The sequence below is a fragment of the Bacillus sp. TL12 genome (genome assembly GCF_022625245.1).
Lineage (GTDB): Bacteria > Bacillota > Bacilli > Bacillales > Bacillaceae_G > Bacillus_A.
In genome coordinates, this window is record NZ_JAJJBY010000008.1 from 1 (window position 1) to 18,195 (window position 18,195).

General features: G+C 35.5%; 19 protein-coding genes and 1 pseudogene. 15 read left to right on the forward strand and 5 right to left on the reverse strand.

Annotation, left to right across the window (positions count from 1 at the left end; all coding sequences use genetic code 11):
- Positions 1–295 precede the first annotated feature (295 nt).
- A complete protein-coding gene (locus tag LOK41_RS09640) occupies positions 296–475 on the reverse strand; it encodes a small acid-soluble spore protein H (protein WP_174102648.1) in 180 nt (59 codons plus the stop codon).
- Between the two features lie 153 nt (positions 476–628).
- Here LOK41_RS09640 and LOK41_RS09645 point away from each other — a divergent pair, with 153 nt between their 5' ends.
- The 6 genes from LOK41_RS09645 to LOK41_RS09670 all read left to right on the forward strand — a co-directional run bounded on the left by LOK41_RS09645 (position 629) and on the right by LOK41_RS09670 (position 4,456).
- A complete protein-coding gene (locus LOK41_RS09645) occupies positions 629–964 on the forward strand; it encodes a YmaF family protein (RefSeq protein ID WP_241816275.1) in 336 nt (111 codons plus the stop codon).
- Positions 965–1,133: 169 nt separating this feature from the next.
- A complete protein-coding gene (locus LOK41_RS09650) occupies positions 1,134–2,045 on the forward strand; it encodes a DUF2935 domain-containing protein (RefSeq protein WP_241816276.1) in 912 nt (303 codons plus the stop codon).
- Between the two features lie 345 nt (positions 2,046–2,390).
- Entirely contained in the window at positions 2,391–2,588 is a 198-nt protein-coding gene (locus LOK41_RS09655; RefSeq protein ID WP_241816277.1) for a hypothetical protein, read from the forward strand.
- Between the two features lie 203 nt (positions 2,589–2,791).
- Positions 2,792–3,103: a PadR family transcriptional regulator gene (locus tag LOK41_RS09660; protein WP_017151382.1), complete on the forward strand. Its 312-nt coding sequence runs from the start codon at positions 2,792–2,794 to the stop codon at positions 3,101–3,103.
- Positions 3,104–3,107: 4 nt separating this feature from the next.
- Positions 3,108–3,650 (forward strand): DUF1700 domain-containing protein, encoded by a 543-nt coding sequence (locus LOK41_RS09665; protein ID WP_241816278.1) that lies wholly within the window; start codon positions 3,108–3,110, stop codon positions 3,648–3,650.
- Positions 3,651–3,655: 5 nt separating this feature from the next.
- Positions 3,656–4,456 (forward strand): DUF4097 family beta strand repeat-containing protein, encoded by an 801-nt coding sequence (locus LOK41_RS09670; RefSeq protein ID WP_241816279.1) that lies wholly within the window; start codon positions 3,656–3,658, stop codon positions 4,454–4,456.
- A 29-nt stretch (positions 4,457–4,485) separates the two neighbouring features.
- On the opposite strand, the gene lexA is transcribed toward LOK41_RS09670, so the two are convergent.
- Positions 4,486–5,106, reverse strand: a complete 621-nt coding sequence (lexA, locus tag LOK41_RS09675; protein WP_174102654.1) for a transcriptional repressor LexA — start codon at positions 5,104–5,106, stop codon at positions 4,486–4,488.
- 142 nt (positions 5,107–5,248) lie between these two features.
- Here lexA and LOK41_RS09680 point away from each other — a divergent pair, with 142 nt between their 5' ends.
- Together LOK41_RS09680 and LOK41_RS09685 are read left to right on the forward strand one after the other, a co-directional pair.
- Positions 5,249–5,905, forward strand: coding sequence for a YneB family resolvase-like protein (locus LOK41_RS09680; RefSeq protein WP_241816280.1), 657 nt, complete (start codon positions 5,249–5,251; stop codon positions 5,903–5,905).
- Between the two features lie 45 nt (positions 5,906–5,950).
- The gene (locus LOK41_RS09685; RefSeq protein ID WP_241816281.1) at positions 5,951–6,190 is read left to right on the forward strand and encodes a DUF896 domain-containing protein; all 240 of its coding nucleotides are present in this window, start codon (positions 5,951–5,953) and stop codon (positions 6,188–6,190) included.
- 42 nt (positions 6,191–6,232) lie between these two features.
- Here LOK41_RS09685 and LOK41_RS09690 read toward each other — a convergent pair whose 3' ends face one another.
- A complete protein-coding gene (locus LOK41_RS09690) occupies positions 6,233–7,816 on the reverse strand; it encodes a bifunctional metallophosphatase/5'-nucleotidase (protein WP_241816282.1) in 1,584 nt (527 codons plus the stop codon).
- 176 nt (positions 7,817–7,992) lie between these two features.
- Here LOK41_RS09690 and LOK41_RS09695 point away from each other — a divergent pair, with 176 nt between their 5' ends.
- Complete coding sequence (locus LOK41_RS09695) at positions 7,993–8,334, forward strand: hypothetical protein (RefSeq protein WP_241816283.1); 342 nt, start codon at positions 7,993–7,995, stop codon at positions 8,332–8,334.
- A gap of 48 nt (positions 8,335–8,382) precedes the next feature.
- Here the strand turns inward: LOK41_RS09695 and LOK41_RS09700 are convergent, their stop codons facing one another.
- On the reverse strand, positions 8,383–8,697 hold the full coding sequence (locus LOK41_RS09700) for a hypothetical protein (RefSeq protein WP_241816284.1): 315 nt from the start codon (positions 8,695–8,697) through the stop codon (positions 8,383–8,385).
- A 359-nt stretch (positions 8,698–9,056) separates the two neighbouring features.
- Between LOK41_RS09700 and tkt the strand changes: the two genes are divergently transcribed.
- The 5 genes from tkt to LOK41_RS09725 all read left to right on the forward strand — a co-directional run bounded on the left by tkt (position 9,057) and on the right by LOK41_RS09725 (position 15,594).
- Entirely contained in the window at positions 9,057–11,057 is a 2,001-nt protein-coding gene (gene tkt / locus LOK41_RS09705; protein WP_241816285.1) for a transketolase, read from the forward strand.
- A gap of 157 nt (positions 11,058–11,214) precedes the next feature.
- Complete coding sequence (sirA, locus tag LOK41_RS09710) at positions 11,215–11,655, forward strand: sporulation inhibitor of replication protein SirA (protein ID WP_241816286.1); 441 nt, start codon at positions 11,215–11,217, stop codon at positions 11,653–11,655.
- 78 nt (positions 11,656–11,733) lie between these two features.
- Positions 11,734–11,955: a YneF family protein gene (locus tag LOK41_RS09715; RefSeq protein ID WP_003199214.1), complete on the forward strand. Its 222-nt coding sequence runs from the start codon at positions 11,734–11,736 to the stop codon at positions 11,953–11,955.
- 124 nt (positions 11,956–12,079) lie between these two features.
- A complete protein-coding gene (locus tag LOK41_RS09720) occupies positions 12,080–13,831 on the forward strand; it encodes an ABC transporter transmembrane domain-containing protein (protein ID WP_241816287.1) in 1,752 nt (583 codons plus the stop codon).
- Positions 13,831–15,594: an ABC transporter ATP-binding protein gene (locus tag LOK41_RS09725; RefSeq protein ID WP_241816288.1), complete on the forward strand. Its 1,764-nt coding sequence runs from the start codon at positions 13,831–13,833 to the stop codon at positions 15,592–15,594. Before LOK41_RS09720 ends, LOK41_RS09725 begins: the two co-directional genes overlap by 1 nt.
- A 35-nt stretch (positions 15,595–15,629) precedes the next feature.
- Here the strand turns inward: LOK41_RS09725 and LOK41_RS29275 are convergent.
- A pseudogene (locus LOK41_RS29275) lies at positions 15,630–15,746 on the reverse strand (YxiF family protein); the annotation flags it as partial.
- Between the two features lie 246 nt (positions 15,747–15,992).
- On the opposite strand from LOK41_RS29275, the gene LOK41_RS09730 reads away from it, so the two are divergent.
- Positions 15,993–17,600: a lipase family alpha/beta hydrolase gene (locus tag LOK41_RS09730; RefSeq protein ID WP_241816289.1), complete on the forward strand. Its 1,608-nt coding sequence runs from the start codon at positions 15,993–15,995 to the stop codon at positions 17,598–17,600.
- The last annotated feature ends 595 nt before the right edge of the window (positions 17,601–18,195 follow it).

Consider the following 18,195-nt stretch of genomic DNA (forward strand, 5'->3'; position numbering starts at 1 on the left):
GAAATCCTACTCGACGTTTTTTTATATTTTGTTTTGGCTCTAGTCGTATGTGCATGAAATTTGTTTCCAGTGTGCAAATATTTTACTAGAAACATAGATTAATAATATTGTAGTGACTTTGGAATTTAACAACTAATTGATAAGTTTAATAAAATTACACTTATTCCAACGTATTATTCAGAAGTATTTTAGGTTTTGAGGTTGAATGTTTCATTTGTAAAATAGGGACAAGCAATTGTATAAGCTGTCCCTAACAAAAATCGTTGTGAGTAGTGTTTGTATTAGAATGTATTGTTTAATGTTCTATTAAATTGGATAAAGGAATTTCCTGCTCATTTTGCGGCTCGCTAAGGGGATAAATTCTAGCTGTTTCATTATTTTCATCCACATTTTGAATATAAATTGGAACTCCATTATAGGTTACATTAGCCATAATCGGTGAAGCTGCAATCTCTTGTGCCCGTTGTTTGTTCATTACGATGACCTCCTTTTGACTTATAGCAGTAATAATGTTTACTTTAAACTACTTAATTATTCTTAATACTCAATAGTAAGCAAATAGGTATTAATTTTGATTTCAAGCATATAAGTTTATAAATCCTATATTTATGGACAAGGAGTGAGTAGAATGAACAGGGTAGGGAAAGCTGATTTTGTTTCAGGGTTTGTACCTAATCATAATCATGGGTCAGTTGATTATACATCTGTCGATGCGGGCCATGTACATCAATGCTTAGATGTAACCTCTCCACCAATTCAAACGCAGGATGGGCATATACACTATACAGAAGGATATGTAGTATTTGAAGATGGACATACTCATTATTATAAGGCATACTCAGGGCCAGCTATTCCAGTTGGAGATGGAATGCATGTTCATTATTACGATTTTTATACAACAGAAGATAATGGACATAAGCATCGTATAAGAGGAGTAGATCAGCCTGCTCCAGGTAATAAATAGATAAAGGAAAGTTAACGTGTCAGCAGAATGTGAGCTTTTTCATTCTATATACTGTTTTTGAAAACAGTATATGTGGAATTTGAGTTGTTGTTTTTTGTTATAGTAAATATTACTAATTCATATACATAATATAGTATAAATGCTTTTAAGGGCATTAGGGGGGATTTTAATGACTAACGGGCAACAACAACCTATTCCTGGTCACTTTGTCATGGATACACAGCGGGCTATGTTGCTTCCGCCGGAATTGAAAGCTGCACCTTCTGAATCGTTAACAGAACAATTATTTATTGAAAGGTCCTTAACAGAAAATCGATTTTGGTTACGGATTATGAAGGAGCATGCGCTTTTTCTTGCTGACGGGTTTAATCGGAAAGATAAAAATCTAATTCAGCAAGCAGAACAGTTTTTTCAGCTTTTTGATCGACATTTACAAAAAGCATTCTCTATTCCTCAAACTGTTCAAGCAGTCAGGCAATTAAATGAAGAAAGTATTCAGCTCGTTTATGCGTTTCGAAATTATAAAAGAAACCTTTTAATTTTAATTATTAATTGTAAGGTAAGTGGTTTTAACTTTCCGTTATTAGTAGATCATATTGCACGAGAAGCGGAATATTTTATAAGAACACTTCAGAAATTTAATGAAGGAAAAATGGATCCAATTCAAGATGCGATAATTAGTGAAAATGTGTTTTGGCTCAGAATTATGATGGAGCACTCTCGTTTTATTGCCTCGTTGCTTGATCAATCAGAGCGGAATTTAGTTCATACTGCTTCAAAATTTGGTGATGATTTTGAAATTCTTCTTGGTCAAGCGAGGGATGTTGAATCTATGCTATATCAGAAACAACCAACGTATCCGATTATTGGAAAGATGAATAAAGATAGTGAAAATGCTACAGTTGAATTGAGGAATTTCAAAAAAGCTGGATTAGAGCTTATCCAAACATGTCAAATTAAAAGTGTAATTAATCCGTTATTAGCCGATCATGTTGTACGGGAAGCGGAGCATTTCTTATTTATGATTCATGTGTTGGAAGAAAGGTTGAAGCAAAAACAGGTGCAACAGTCGATGGGATAAGTGTTTTATTGCTATGAATAATATAGGGTGGAAAATGTATTGATCAGAGACTTCCTCTTAATAACATTAAATTTTTGTTATGAGAATACTAATATTTTAGCAAAAAAACGGTAAATCCCTAATGCGGGACGTATCGTTTTTTTGGTTGAATTTTTCTTTGTCTTGGTAGTCAAATTTCATCCATTTTAAATTATGAGAAACTATTATCTTTCTTTTCTATATGGGAATGATAGGATAAAAAGGATGGTGAAACATATGACAATTGATCGCATTTGTACGATTTGGACCAGCTAGTAACAATAAAGATGCTTTGACAGAATTAATAAACATAGGTTTATATTTGATGTGGAAATAAATTGTTATACGGACACTGTAGATCCTGATCGACAAATTATTCAATTTACAAGTGAAACATTAAAAAGTAATGTTTCAGAATCTGCATATCTGGGTGAAGAACGAGGAACATGCATGGCGATTATTCGAAAAGGTATGGATGGCAGTTATACATCTGCTGTTGTAGCGTTAGGGCATAATAATCCATAAAATAATTCATTTTACACGATTTTCCTTATGTAAAAATAAGAGGAGATCGTGTTTTTTATTATTAACGCAAATAATGATGGTGGTCATACAAGATTTCCATAAAATATCCAACAGTACCTTGCAATAAACAATAGTAAATGGTATATTATGGATAAGGTTAGTATCTTGCATTGAATAGTACTAATTGGAAAGGAGGATTATCTTTGAACGTCCAGTTTAAAAAAGGTGTGCTAGAACTATGTGTACTGGCACTTGTCAAACGAAAAGATTGCTACGGTTATGAGCTTGTTCAGCAAATCTCCAATAAATTTTTAATCTCAGAAGGGTCAGTATACCCGTTGTTACGTCGTTTAACAAAAGAGGGTTACTTTCAAACATATTTAAAAGAATCAACAGAAGGACCACCACGTAAATATTATCAATTAACAAATCAAGGAGAAGAGCAACTCCATTTACTTGTAACGGAGTGGCGTGATTTTGCTAAAGGAGTACAAGAAATTATTGAAGAGGTGTAATGAGATGAATAAAGAACAGTTTCTTCGAGAATTATCGGGACATCTTAGAAAGCTGCCAGAAGAAGAGAGAAAAGATATTTTATACGATTATGAAGAACATTTTCAGTTTGGATTAGAGGAAGGGAAGACAGAAGCAGAAATTATAAAAGGGCTTGGGTCACCAAAAGCTATCGCAAAGGAGATGTTGGCACTATATCGTTTTGATGAGATGAAAAAAGATCCGTCTGCTTCGAATATAACAAGAGCAGTGATGGCAGCGATTGGTCTTAGTTTATTAAACTTTATTATTGTGTTAGGTCCTCTAGTTGCAATCGTAAGTTTTATATTTTCCCTTTGGGTTGGAGGCGTGGTCTCAGTTGTGGCGCCGCTGCTAGTAGTGATTAAGATATTAACGGGTACATTCTTATGGCTTGATATATTTGTTTCTATTACATTTGTTGGAGTTGGACTATTGTTATGTATAGTTGCTTACTACTGTACAAAATGGTTTAAAAACTTTTGTGTAGGCTATGTCAATTGGAATCTCAAAATGATTAAAGGGGAATAGATGAGATGAAAAAGATATTGTTAGTAGCTGTCTCTTGTATCATCATTGGAGTTATTGGTATATCACAGACATATACAAAAGCAGTTGAGACGGCAGAACGTGGGGATAAAGAGAAGGTTATTAAAAATGAAGCAATCAAAAGTTTGGAAATTGATTTGGATGCTGGAGATGTTACGGTTCAAAAAGGAAATGATTCTTCTTTTTATATAAAACAATCAGGGAATATTGCAAAACAAAAAGTGAGTATTGATGAACAAGGGGATACGCTAAAGATTCAAGGTAAGGTAAAAAAAGGCCCTTCATTCGATTTTTCATTTTTATCTTTCGGGTTTAAAGCACCAGGGATAATAATCGTTGTTCCGGAACGTTCCTACCAAGATATAAAAGTAAGTTCTTCTGCGGGTGAGATAACAGTAAATGATATAAAAAGTGAACGTGTAGAAGCAACAACACTTGGTGGAGATGTAGAAATGGAGCGGGTGACAGCGAAGAAAGTAGAAGGGTCTTCAAAAGCAGGTGAAGTTAAAATGAAAAAAGTAAGTGGAAAAGTTGTAGCGAAAACAACAAGTGGAGATGTAGATATTGTAGATCATGATCCTAAATATGATTTAGAGGCAAGTTCAACTGCAGGAGAAGTTGATATTCGATTACTTCAGAAGCCTCAAGATGCGACTATAAGTGGGAAAACATTTGCAGGAGAAGTGGAGATTTTCAAAGAAGAAACGAAAAATGTAACATTAGGAAATGGTAGTGTAAAAATTAGCGGAAAAACATCTGCTGGAGACGTTACAATTGAATCGAATTAAAGAATAGACCAGTTTAACTGGTCTATTCTTTAATGTAAATCGCGGTATACACCGATTACTTTTCCGATAACAGAAACTTTATCTAAAAGGATCGGTTCTAAAGAAGAGTTTTCTGGTTGTAAGCGGAAATGATCTTTTTCTTTGTAAAAACGTTTTACAGTTGCTTCGTTATCTTCTGTTAAAGCAACGACGATTTCCCCATTGTATGCAGAATGTTGTTGACGAACAACAACTAAATCTCCATCCAGAATACCAGCTTCAATCATACTATCTCCAGAGATACGTAACATAAATACTTGATCTGCTCCAGCAACAACGCTTGCAGGAAGTGGAAAGTGTTCCTCGACACTTTCAACTGCTGTAATTGGTAAACCGGCTGTAACTTTTCCTACAATTGGGACTTGAACAACTGATTGTGTTTCTGTTTCGATTCTCACTTCTCCTAAAATTTCAATGGCTCTCGGTTTTGTTGGATCACGTCGAATATAACCTTTTTCTTCTAGACGTGATAAATGTCCGTGCACAGTAGAACTAGAAGCAAGGCCAACCGCTTGACCAATTTCACGTACGGAAGGTGGATAACCTTTTTCTTGTACTTTTAGTTTGATGAAGTCGAGAATGTCTTGCTGGCGTTTTGTTAACTTTTCCATGTTTTTTAACACCTCGTTTTCTTTCAATTTTCTTACTTATAAGTATAACATGCGAAAAAACATTCTACAAACATAAGTTCGAACAAAAAGACGATTTGTGATACACTAAAGGAAAAATCGAAATGAGAAAGAGGGTTTTAAAATGAATGCAATCATTTATGCCCGTGTAAGCACAACGAAAGAAGCGCAGGAAACATCATTATCACGCCAAAAAGATGAATTATTGCATTTAGCTGAGCGATATCAAATGAATGTTATAAAGGTGATTGAGGAGAAGGCAAGCGGTTATACGATTGAACGAGATGGTATATTAGAAGTGCTGGACATGATCCGAGATGAAGAAATTGATGTGCTTCTCATTCAAGATGAAACGCGGCTTGGAAGAGGGAATGCAAAGATTGCTTTAATGCACTGTTTACATAAAGAAGAGATCAAAGTGTATACACATACGCATAATGGGGAATTACAGCTTTCTGATTCGGATTCCATGGTTCTGGATATTATTGGTATAGTTGAAGAGTACCAGAGAAAGATTCATAATTTGAAGATAAAACGTGGAATGCAGAGAGCGGTAGAAAGAGGGTTTCGTCCAGAAAAAAACTTAAAAAACCGACATTTAAGTACAGGACGTGAAAAGAAAGAAGTGCCGATTGAAGAAATTGTACGTCTTCGTCGTAATGAATTAACATTTGAAGAAATTGCTGCAACGCTTCGTGGTTTTGGACACGATGTATCAAAAGCAACAGTACATCGCAGATACGTGGAATATACGAAGCAATTGCTTGATAAACAAGACTAACTATTGTATGATAATAATCAGTTTTAAGTAGAAAGGGGATTCGAGATGCTAAGTCACGAACTCATTGAACGCATTAATTTCTTAGCGAAAAAAGCAAAAGCTGAAGGATTAACTGAAGAAGAACAACGTGAGCGCCAATCGCTCCGTGAACAATATTTAAAAGGGTTTCGTCAAAATATGTTAAACGAATTAAAAGGCATTAAAGTCGTTAACGAAGAAGGTAAAGATGTTACACCGACGAAATTAAAAGCATTGAAAAAACAAGATAATACGAAGTTAAATTAAAAGATGGGCGTAGCCCATCTTTTTTGATTTTAATAGAATTGTTTATTTGATAACTTTCCAATTACGGTTGGTCGTCGCCTCAATTATTCCTCTTTCTAACATGTAATTCGCAATAAGTTCAGACATATCAATTGGTATATCTTTTATGATAGGCTTGTTTTGATACATAAAGTAATTCCCACCACCACTAGCGCGATAATTATTCATAACTACATCATATTCTTGATCTAGGTGAATGGGAGATCCGTTATATTGTAAGGAAACGACTCTTTCACCAACGGGTTTTGAAATGTTTAATATGTATGAAATTCCTTCCCACATATCGTAATTATAATGCTGTGGTTTTGGTGTAGTGTAAGCGGGATTTACAATAATATCTCCCTCGGTACTTAATGTGAAATATTCAGCAGATAGCTCAAGGGCTTCTTTTATATCTTTTCCTGTAATCCTTATGACCTTTAATGTATTTGGATAAATATAATTTGAAACAATATCTCTCATTGTAATATGTTTTGGAAAGCCAGAAGATTCATTATGAAATAGGCTTGTACAAGAGATATTGACTCCAGCTACTTCCATCTGCACTTTATTTATAAATTCGATAAAAGGATGGTCCTGTAAACGTGTTTGCATTGCATCATAAATCAACATATCTCCTATAATGGTACCGATAGGTTCGTCTAACCATTTTTGGGTTTGTTTTTCATAAGTAGATACGAGCGATAGGACTGTTCCATCTGCTGGGATGTCTTGGGCAGATAACAGTTCCGAATGGCAGTTCTTAATAATCCATCGATCTTTATTTTGTTGTAGTTTTACATGAACTTTCCCTAATGAATGACCGTTACATCCGGTTTGCAAAACTGTCACACCATTTACTTTTGTATTAGAAATATAGCGGTGTTGATGTCCAGTTAATAGGATATCGATTCCTTCTATTTCTTGACACATTACATATCCCTGATTTTCTCCTGTTAAAATTTCAGTCGGTTCTCCAGTTTGTAAGTCACGTTCAAAACCACCATGATATGCTACGATTAGTAAATGTGGTTGTTCCTGTTCACGAATGTAGGAAACCCATTTTTTTGTTGACTCTAGCGCATCTTCAAATAGTAAATCTTTAATATGGTGTGGCTGCTCCCAATTCGGGATGTAATGTGTTGTAGCTCCCAAGATAGCGATTTTTACATTAGGATGTATGTGTTTAATGATATAAGGTTTCCCAAAGTAAGGATCCTTTGTATGTTTATTTAAAATATTTGCGGATAGATAAGGCGTATTCGCATTTAATATAGCTTTGTTTAATACATCCATTCCATAGTCGAACTCGTGATTTCCGATAATGGCCGCATCATAACCAATGTAATTAGCGATAAGGGACATTGGGTTGTTTTTATGCTGCATATATTTAGCGTAGTAATACGTGAATGGAGTTCCTTGTATAAAATCGCCGTTATCGATCACAATTACATGTTCGTGCTGGTTACGCTCTTGTTTGATACGGGTTGCGAGTTTGGCTAATCCTATTTCTGCCGTTTCGTTATTTTGATAATGAATTGGATAAACCGTACCGTGTATATCGCTCGTTAGTAGAATGTTTATATTAACACTGTTGTTCTTATTCAATCTTATCAACCTTCTTTATTGTTAGCTTATGATAAATCATTACAAATAATCTAGATTTATTTTTGTTCATATTTATATGAGGGAAGTTTCAGGGAGGGCTAATACCCTATGAGGTGGTAGGGTGTTTCATTTTTATAAGAATTTGTTCTTATATAGTAATAAGAACTTGTTTTGTAGTGAACCCTCCAAAAATATATGAACCAGACCCTGAAATTATTAAAACGTACACAAATATAGATGAAATAAATAATTGGGTTACTATTCCAAAAGAAACGAAAGAAATTACGATATATGTAAAAGCGAGACATACAGAAACTGTGCTATTTTGGCTTGTTCCAACTGGGACAGGTGCATGGAAAGAAAGACAATTAATTGGATATGATATTGATGGAAGTGATGGATGGTCTGTGAAATGGAATGTAAGTCAGCAAATGTTACATCATCATATAAGCGTACAAGCTCTTGGGGTTACATCAATAAGCAGTGATTCAATTAATGTTTATACAGAATATAAATGAAGGATACCTTTTGCATTTTAGAATTTAATTTTTTATCGAGCGTAGTGCTCAGATATAAAAATGTTGATTTTTTCTAAATAAAGCTGGAATAAAAGAAATAGCAGTTGCTATAAATAAAGAAATAATAGCGATAAGAAACAAGAGAATTGCAATGAGACTATATAAATAGCCTAATCCTTCACTTGTTATCATTATACCTCGATCAAAATATAGTATGCTGAACGTGCCAATGGAGAGAATAAGCATGACAACACCTGGGATGTATTTATAAGGTGACTTTAATTTTACTGAAAGGTAAATAGAACTAATTGTAATAAGGGAAAAAACAATTAAAAAGGTGTAGGAAGCTACTTGTTCACTCATCATTTCTCCTCCCGCAGTTTTTATTTGATATATACGATGAAAATCAATATATATTCATTTCTATTATATATGTTGTGAATAAATGGTAAATAGAGGAGTGGTATGGAGGGGCAGAATATTTGCTAAAGATTCTTATGAGCTGCGTATGGAAATACAGATAATTCCCTTTATTATCAATAAATGAACAATAAAAAAGTATAGCAGATTGAAACCCTATACATTGTGAAATTTAGTATGTTTTTTGAACAAATTCGAAAAAACATCAACATATTTGTCGATACATGTTGTATAATCTTGCGTGGGAAGATATCATATAAATGTGTAAAACGTTTACTAATATAAGCGAAGGGAAGAATAGCATGTCACATTCAATCGAACAACTTTCTATCAACACGATTCGCACATTATCCATCGATGCGATTGAAAAAGCAAACTCTGGTCACCCAGGAATGCCAATGGGTGCAGCACCAATGGCTTATACATTATGGACGCAATTTATGAAACACAATCCAAATAACCCAACGTGGTTTAACCGCGATCGTTTCGTACTATCTGCAGGTCATGGTTCAATGTTATTATATAGCCTACTTCATCTGTCTGGTTACGACGTAACAATGGATGATTTAAAGAATTTCCGTCAATGGGGAAGCAAAACTCCAGGACATCCTGAGTATGGTCATACAGCAGGCGTAGACGCAACAACTGGCCCACTTGGACAAGGTATTTCGACAGCGGTTGGTATGGCGATGGCTGAGAGACATTTAGCGGCGAAATATAATCGCGATGCATACAACGTAGTTGATCATTATACATACGCAGTTTGCGGTGATGGCGATTTAATGGAAGGCGTTTCTGCTGAAGCATCTTCATTAGCTGCTCACTTAGGATTAGGTCGACTTGTTGTATTATACGATTCTAATGATATTTCATTAGATGGTGATTTAAATCGTTCATTCTCTGAAAGTGTAGAAGATCGTTATAAAGCATACGGTTGGCAAGTAATCCGTGTTGAGGATGGAAACGATGTTGAAACAATTGCTAAAGCGATTGAGGAAGCGAAAGCTGACGAAAAACGCCCAACGCTAATTGAAGTAAGAACAACAATTGGTTTCGGTTCTCCAAACAAATCAGGAAAATCTGCTTCACATGGTTCGCCGCTTGGTGTTGATGAAACGAAATTAACAAAAGAAGCATATGCTTGGTCAGCTGAGCAAGACTTCCATGTACCAGAAGAAGTATATGATAACTTCCGTAAAACAGTACAAGATGCTGGTGAAACAGCACAAGCTGAATGGAATACAATGCTTGGCGAATATGCACAAGCATACCCAGAATTAGCAAATGAATTACAAGCAGCAATGAAAGGTCTTCTTCCAGAAGGTTGGGATAAAAACTTACCAACTTATGAATTAGGATCAAAAGCAGCAACACGTAATTCTTCAGGTGCTGTAATTAACGCGATTGCTGAAGCTGTACCATCATTCTTTGGTGGATCTGCAGACCTTGCTGGTTCTAACAAAACATACATGAATAACGAAAAAGACTTCACAAGAGCTGACTACAGCGGTAAAAATATTTGGTACGGTGTACGTGAGTTCGCAATGGGTGCAGCAATGAACGGTATCGCACTTCATGGCGGTTTAAAAACTTACGGTGGTACGTTCTTCGTATTCTCTGATTACTTACGCCCAGCAATCCGCTTAGCGGCGTTAATGCAATTGCCTGTAACATATGTGTTTACACATGACAGCATCGCTGTTGGTGAAGATGGCCCAACACATGAACCAGTTGAGCAGTTAGCGGCGCTTCGTGCAATGCCAAACGTATCGGTTATTCGTCCTGCTGATGGTAACGAGTCTGTTGCAGCTTGGAAATTAGCTTTAGAATCTACAAGTACTCCAACTGCATTAATCTTAACTCGTCAAGATCTTCCAACATTAGAAGGCGCGAAAGACGATACGTATGAAAAAGTTGCAAAAGGTGCGTATGTAATTTCTGCAAGCAAAAAAGAAACTGCTGATGTAATCTTACTTGCAACTGGTTCTGAAGTAAGCTTAGCAATTGAAGCGCAAACAGCATTAGCAGCAGATGGAGTTGACGCGGCTGTTGTCAGCATGCCATCTATGGATCGCTTTGAAGCACAATCCGCTGAATATAAAGAATCTGTATTACCAAAAGCAGTAACGAAACGTTTCGCAATTGAAATGGGTGCTACTTTCGGATGGCACCGTTACGTTGGTCTTGAGGGTGATGTACTAGGGATCGATACATTCGGTGCTTCTGCTCCTGGTGAAAAGATCATGGAAGAGTATGGATTCACTGTAGAAAATGTTGTTCGTAAAGTAAAAGAAATGCTTTAATGATTTGTGAAAAATCTCTCCGGCATGGAGAGATTTTTCTATGTAAATGAGTTTATTCGACAGAAAAAGTTTTTTCTTTCTCCGCAGTCAGACAATCATTGCATGTTTTCTTTTATATAATGTAGAGAAAAAGGTTGTCCAGAGCGGGAGGGAAAGCATGAAAACGTATGAATTGTATTTAATTCAAGAAGATATTGCGAAGGCGTACTTTGGTCGGGAGTATTTGTTTTTCGATTTATTTGCTCGATTTTCAGAATCTGGTTCCCTTTCGGAAAAGAAAGTGTTATATAAGCAGATGATGTATATTACGATGCCATTACAAGTAATGAAAATTCACCATAAATTAGAACAAGTTCTACGCAGTTTTGGAAAGTATAATCGAACACATCGTACACATATGCTTTATACTGGGGCAGAATATGGCGAAATAACGGTGAAATCACAATATATTCAAATGAGTACATCTGGAAATGTTTCGATGGAAACGACTTTCTTTGAAGTGCTTAGGAAATGCGAATTAACATTTTTAGCGATGGATTATGAAAATAAAAAGTATGGTTGGCTCAATCCTCTGAAACAAGCACGGACATATGTGTAAAAAATGTCGAATACAATCTTGTCTTATTGAAAAGGTTTTAGTACACTGTAAGGTAGACAACATGAAGGAGGAAAATATATGTCAATTTGGGTAGTTGTTCTAGTGGGCGTATTAGCACTAGTAGCAGGCGTGGCGTTAGGATTTTTCATCGCCCGCAAATATATGATGAATTATTTACAAAAAAATCCACCAATCAATGAGCAAATGTTAAAAATGATGATGATGCAAATGGGACAGAAACCTTCCCAAAAGAAAATCAATCAAATGATGAGCGCAATGAACAAACAACAAATGAAATAAGCGCTAAAGGGGCACTCGATCAGAGTGTCCTTTCCTTTTGGAAAACTTTAGTGTTTAAAACTTTTAAAAATTCTGCATTTTTGATAAACTGAAAACATCGCTCATTTCAAGGGAGGGGGATATAATGAAAGTATTTTTTAATTTAGCATGGTTTTTTAAACAAGAAAAACGGGCGTACATAACGGGGATTATTTTGTTGTTTGGTGTAGCACTTCTTGAACTGGTGGCACCAAAAGTAATTGGAATTGTTGTAGACGAAATTAACAACCAAACGTTAACATCTGAAAAGCTGTTACAGTGGGTTGTTCTTTTAGTGGTTGTCGGGATTACAATGTATATACTACGTTACATATGGCGTATTATGATTTTTGGATCTTCTTTAAAGCTCGCGCGTCAATTACGAAAGAAATTATATGAGCATTTTACAAATATGAGTCCATCTTTTTATCAATCACATCGTACAGGGGACTTAATGGCACATGCAACGAATGATATTCAAGCAATTCAACAAACAGCTGGAGCGGGCGTTTTGACACTTGTGGATTCGTTAGCTGTAGGTGGATGTGTACTCTTGGCTATGGGGTTTACAATTAGTTGGAAATTAACGTTAATAAGTTTAATTCCAATGCCAATTGTAGCAATTTCTACTAATTATTATGGTACTTTACTGCACAAACGTTTTCATAAAGCACAGCAAGCGTTTTCTGAAATCAACGATAAAGTACAAGAAAGTATGAGCGGGATGAAAGTGATTCGTTCACTCGGTCAAGAAAAAGAAGATTTACAAGCATTTCGAAAGAAATCAGAGGATGTTGTACATAAAAATATGTTAGTTGCGCGCATTGATTCATTATTTGATCCAACAATTTCTCTTATTGTTGGTTTTTCATTCCTAATCGCTGTGTGTTATGGCTCGCTATTAGTTGTTCGTGGAGAGCTGACAGTTGGTGAGTTAATTACATTTACAACATATTTAGGGACGCTCGTTTGGCCGATGCTTGCATTTGGTTGGCTGTTTAATATTATGGAACGCGGCCGTGCTTCATACGACCGTGTGGAAAAAATATTGTCTCAAACTTCAGATGTTGTGAATAGAGAGGGAGCGGTAAATAAAGAGGCAAGTGGTGATATAACATTTGCGATTGATGCATTTTCTTATAAGAAAGATGAAACCCTCAATTTAGAAGATATTCATTTCACTTTGAAAAAAGGTGAAACATTGGGTATTGTTGGCCGCACAGGTGCAGGGAAAACGACGTTATTAAAATGTTTAATCAGAGAATATGATCATTTTAATGGCTCGCTGCTAGTTGGAGGAAAAGATATTCGTGATATGACGCTTCATGGTATTCGCTCTGCTATTTCGTATGTTCCTCAAGACCATTTTCTTTTTTCAGCAAGTATAGGTGAAAATATTGCATTTGGAAAGGCAGATGCTACATATAAAGAAATTGCATGTGCTGCTGATATAGCTTGCATTCATGATGATATTGTTCAATTTCCAGAAGGGTATGATACAGTAGTAGGCGAACGAGGGGTATCATTATCAGGTGGACAAAAACAAAGGATCTCTATCGCGCGTGCATTACTAACGAATGCTGAAATTTTAATTTTAGACGATTGTTTATCTGCAGTGGATGCAAAGACAGAGGAAACCATTTTAACAGCGTTGAAACGAGAAAGAGAGCAGAAAACAACGATTATTACAGCACACAGATTAAGTGCGATTCAACACACAAATCTTATTCTTGTTGTTGATGAAGGGAAAATTGTAGAGCGTGGAACACATGAACAGCTAATGGGGCAAGAAGGTTGGTATAAAGAGATGTATGAAAGCCAGCAGTTAGAAGCGTTAGTTGAGAAGGGAGGCATATAATGGCTGAGAAAAAAAGAAGCGATTTATGGCGATTACTTTCTTATATGAAACCATATAAAGGCTTATTGTCATTGGCATTTCTATTTCTAGTTGGTGCAACTGTTACAGAAATGATGGGTCCGTTTTTAATTAAGCAGTTTTTGGATGAACATTTAGTTCCGCATAACTTTGAACAATCAGCACTTGTAACCCTATTTGTTGTATATATAGTTGCTCATTTATTAAAGGTTTTATTTACGTATTTAAATTTATTATATTTCCAAAATATTGCGTTCAAAATTGTGCAAGACATGCGGGTTGAAGTGTATGAACATGTACAAAGGTTGTCACTAAGCTTTTTTGATCGCACGCCAATTGGTACTCTCGTATCTCGCATTACTAATGATACGGAAGCAATTAAAGATTTCTATGTGAGTGTGTTATCAACATTTGTAAAAAATGTGGTGTTCCTAATCGGGATTTTGGTGGCAATGTTTTTACTTGATGTGAAGCTTGCTTTATGTTCTCTTATATTAATCCCAATTATGTTTACAATTATGGCGATGTATCGCCGGAAAAGTTCCGTTTTTTATTTAGAGCTTCGGAATCAATTAAGTATTTTGAATGCGAAGCTCAATGAATCGATTCAAGGAATGAATATTGTGCAAGTATTTCGCCAAGAAAAACGGATGCGAAAAGAATTTGAAGAAGTGAATGATAAGCATTACGGTGCTGGACGCCGTACATTAAAATTAGATGCGTTATTTTTACGTCCAGCAACAGACCTTGTTCATATTATGGCTATCGCTTTAGTGCTTGCATTATTTGGTATTAACGCCTTGAATAGTCCGGTTGAAGTCGGTGTATTATATGCTTTTGTTAACTATATTCATCGCTTTTTCCAACCTGTAAATGAAATGATGATGAAACTTTCCTTTTTCCAGCAAGCGCTGGTTTCTTCGTCTCGTGTCTTTCATTTGATGGATGAAAAAGATTTAGCGCCTGTTCAACAAGGGAATGGAGAACCAAAAGTAGATGAAGGAGAAATTGAATTTAAAGATGTTACATTTTCTTACGATGGAAAGCGTGATGTTTTAAAAAATGTATCTTTCCATGTGAAACCTGGGCAAACAGTAGCTTTTGTTGGGCATACTGGAAGCGGGAAAAGTACAATTATGAACTTATTGATGCGTTTTTATGATATTAAGTCGGGTAATATTTTAATAGATGGTGCAAACTTAGAAAAATTTGAAGAGCAGGAAATTCGAAAGAGAATTGGACTTGTACTTCAAGATGCATTCTTGTTTGCTGGAAATGTAAAACAAAACATTCGTATGTATAATGAAAGTATTACTGATGAAGAAGTAGAGGAAGCAGCACGGTTTGTGCAAGCGAATACGTTTATTGAAAAGCTACCAGAGAAGTATGATACAGAAGTAGTAGAACGTGGAGCTGCATTCTCAAGTGGACAAAGGCAGCTGATTGCTTTTGCGAGAACAATTGCGACAAATCCGAAAGTGTTAGTATTAGATGAAGCAACAGCAAATATTGATACAGAAACGGAAGAAGCAATTCAAACAGCACTGCAGCGCATGAGAAAAGGGAGAACAACAATTTCGATTGCGCACCGCTTATCTACTATTCAAGATTCTGATCAAATCTTTGTTATGCATGATGGAGAAATTGTAGAGAGAGGAACACATCAAGAGTTACTGAGTAAGCAAGGATTGTATTACAATATGTATTTACTTCAGAATAAAGGAAGCCTTCAGAAAGCCTTGTAGTATTGAGGTTTTGAAGGCCTCTTTTTTTATTTTTTTTAAAATACCTCTATCTCTGTAATTTCTGTTACACCCCACATACTGAATTCGTAGTGATACTCTGTTCGTTCAATACATACACCAAATTCTAAATTATCGCCAACTAATATAAAATCTGTGAGTTTTTGTTGAGAAACATTTGTACTATGGATGAATGAAAGGAATTAAGGCACATAGGAAGAATATCGTTTATAAAGAATAAGGCGATGCGGTCAAACTATCCTACTCATTAATTGAATAAATATGACCTTTAGAAATTTTAGAAGAATATGAGACTTGGAAATTATAGCAGTTATTGTATTGCAATAGTATAGCAACCTATAAACTCTACGTCATCTTTTAAAAAAAGGAGGGTATTTATTATGCAAGCGTTGTTTAAAAGATGTATGGTATTGATTGCTTCCTTCATTTTACTATTTACTTCTTTTAGTGGAATTGCAACTGCTGAGACAAATATTACGCCAATTTATAGTGGAATGCTTCCACCGAAAGAAGCATTTAATCCAGGAGATTGGTTTTTAGGTGAGAAGCCTTTAAATTATGATGAAAATAGGCCGCCGCTTGTTTTTGTACAAGGAAGAAATGGAAGTGCAGATAGTTGGTATGGAAAAACAGTTTATCACGATGTAAACGACATGTATGATTATGCTTATCGTGCGGGATATCAAACTGTGTTTGTTCAACTATACGATGCAGCTGGAAAGGGGTCTGCTAGTCAGTGGGACAATGGTAAATTGTTGGCTGCAAAGTTAGAAGAGATTTATAATCATTTTGGTAAAAAAGTGAATATTGTGGCTCACAGTAAAGGTGGAATTGATACCCAAGCAGCTCTCATTCAATACGGTGCGAATCGTTTTGTAGGAAAAGTTATTACACTAGCTTCGCCGCATTATGGGTCAAATTTAGCAGACTTATCCTATAGTTGGTGGGCGGGATGGCTGGCTTCATTACTCGGACAAAGAGACGATGGCACGTATTCTTTACAAACAGGTGAAATGGCACAATTTCGTTCTGTAATAGATAACAATCCGAACGCTAAATTAAATCGTTACTATACAGTTGCAGGTACAAGTTGGGGACCGATTTTCTCAGCTTTATCTTTAGGTGGGTTATATCTTTCCGCGTATGGATCTAATGATGGTTTAGTAAATGAATGGAGTACAAAATTACCGTATGGAACACATTTGTTTACTGATTCTAGATTTGATCATGATGATATAAGAAAAGGTTCAGCTGTCTTTTCTCGAATTGAATCGTATTTACGTACGTCGACTGCTACATCCGTTCCTTCTTATACTTTAAATCATAATAGGGAATTTGTTGATAATTTAAATACTACATCTAATCAAACCATTTTAGGTGGAGAACTGGAGCCGAATAAATGGATTGATCAAACAATTGCGATAGATGCAAAAACTGAAGGCGTTATCTCTGTGTTAACAGCATCTTCAGAAGTGAAAATACAACTTATTTCTCCGTCGGGCAAAGTATATACGAATGAAGATAGTAAGTCTACGGTAGGAGATGAAACTTCCTATTTTAAGGGTGCGTCCATTCGAACATTTAAAATTAATCAAATGGAAATCGGGGAATGGCATGTTAAAATAATGACATCGCATGAAAAAGATGCTTATATGGTTGTTAGTGAGTACCAACAAGAAGCACCGTTTACTTTGAAAATGCCAGGGAAAATTAAAACTAATAAGGCTGAATTTCAATTGAAATCATCTACTAAAGAATCCATAAAACAAGAGAATCTTTCTCTCAATGTACGAGTTGTTGATCGAGAAGGGAACTTAGTATCTCAATCGAATCAGCTGCAAAAGTTTGATGAAAATACGTTCACAGGCTCTTTGCATCATATTAAAAAATCAGGCGTATATAATGTGACGATTGATATTAAAGGTATTAACCCAGGAGGGAAAGCTTACACTCGTACGATTGTGCGTTCTGTGTACATTGAAAAATAAACTGTATTTGCAAAAACAGTATATTTTAAGACCCGCTATATGCTGCTATTCTTTTTAAAAAGATGTGGAGATAATGGTAAGAAGACTGTAAATGCTTTGGTCTAAGTACAGCGTAATAAAGGTTTATGAAAAATCTCCTATAGGATGGTATGTTTTTACTTTACAATAGAGGAAGCTTTCGGAAAATCTTGTAATGTTGAGGTTTCGAGGGCTTCTTTTTTATGATTGATTCTCTTTAAGTTATTGACTCCTTCTTTTCTTTCATTTATTACAATGTCATTAAGTAGTGTAATCCCTAGAATAATTGGATAACATTTTCCTTATTCAAATTTATATAGATAAATGGTGGGAAAGTCTGTGAATTATTACACCATTAATGTTTAATGTGATTTCTTCTTCAATTAGTTCGTCAATTCTTTCTACACAGGCTAAATATTTTATCCCGCATTAACGGACAGTAACACTCCCACCTCAAAATTCAGCGAAAGCAAAGAAGTTAGGTGGGAGTGTTACTGTCCGTAAAAGCTCGATTGGTGAGGGCTAATAATCAGTGGGGGATGAGGAAAATCCCCCACTGATTAAAGTTTCACTTTAT

What these genes read in the sequence shown, in the direction of transcription:
- LOK41_RS09640 (WP_174102648.1), bottom strand. Translation starts at nt 475, where the DNA reads ATGAACAAACAACGGGCACAAGAGATTGCAGCTTCACCGATTATGGCT.
- LOK41_RS09645 (WP_241816275.1), top strand. Translation starts at nt 629, where the DNA reads ATGAACAGGGTAGGGAAAGCTGATTTTGTTTCAGGGTTTGTACCTAAT.
- LOK41_RS09650 (WP_241816276.1), top strand. Translation starts at nt 1,134, where the DNA reads ATGACTAACGGGCAACAACAACCTATTCCTGGTCACTTTGTCATGGAT.
- LOK41_RS09665 (WP_241816278.1), top strand. Translation starts at nt 3,108, where the DNA reads ATGAATAAAGAACAGTTTCTTCGAGAATTATCGGGACATCTTAGAAAG.
- LOK41_RS09670 (WP_241816279.1), top strand. Translation starts at nt 3,656, where the DNA reads ATGAAAAAGATATTGTTAGTAGCTGTCTCTTGTATCATCATTGGAGTT.
- lexA (WP_174102654.1), bottom strand. Translation starts at nt 5,106, where the DNA reads ATGGAAAAGTTAACAAAACGCCAGCAAGACATTCTCGACTTCATCAAA.
- LOK41_RS09680 (WP_241816280.1), top strand. Translation starts at nt 5,249, where the DNA reads ATGAATGCAATCATTTATGCCCGTGTAAGCACAACGAAAGAAGCGCAG.
- LOK41_RS09685 (WP_241816281.1), top strand. Translation starts at nt 5,951, where the DNA reads ATGCTAAGTCACGAACTCATTGAACGCATTAATTTCTTAGCGAAAAAA.
- LOK41_RS09700 (WP_241816284.1), bottom strand. Translation starts at nt 8,697, where the DNA reads ATGAGTGAACAAGTAGCTTCCTACACCTTTTTAATTGTTTTTTCCCTT.
- tkt (WP_241816285.1), top strand. Translation starts at nt 9,057, where the DNA reads ATGTCACATTCAATCGAACAACTTTCTATCAACACGATTCGCACATTA.
- sirA (WP_241816286.1), top strand. Translation starts at nt 11,215, where the DNA reads ATGAAAACGTATGAATTGTATTTAATTCAAGAAGATATTGCGAAGGCG.
- LOK41_RS09715 (WP_003199214.1), top strand. Translation starts at nt 11,734, where the DNA reads ATGTCAATTTGGGTAGTTGTTCTAGTGGGCGTATTAGCACTAGTAGCA.
- LOK41_RS09720 (WP_241816287.1), top strand. Translation starts at nt 12,080, where the DNA reads ATGAAAGTATTTTTTAATTTAGCATGGTTTTTTAAACAAGAAAAACGG.
- LOK41_RS09725 (WP_241816288.1), top strand. Translation starts at nt 13,831, where the DNA reads ATGGCTGAGAAAAAAAGAAGCGATTTATGGCGATTACTTTCTTATATG.
- LOK41_RS09730 (WP_241816289.1), top strand. Translation starts at nt 15,993, where the DNA reads ATGCAAGCGTTGTTTAAAAGATGTATGGTATTGATTGCTTCCTTCATT.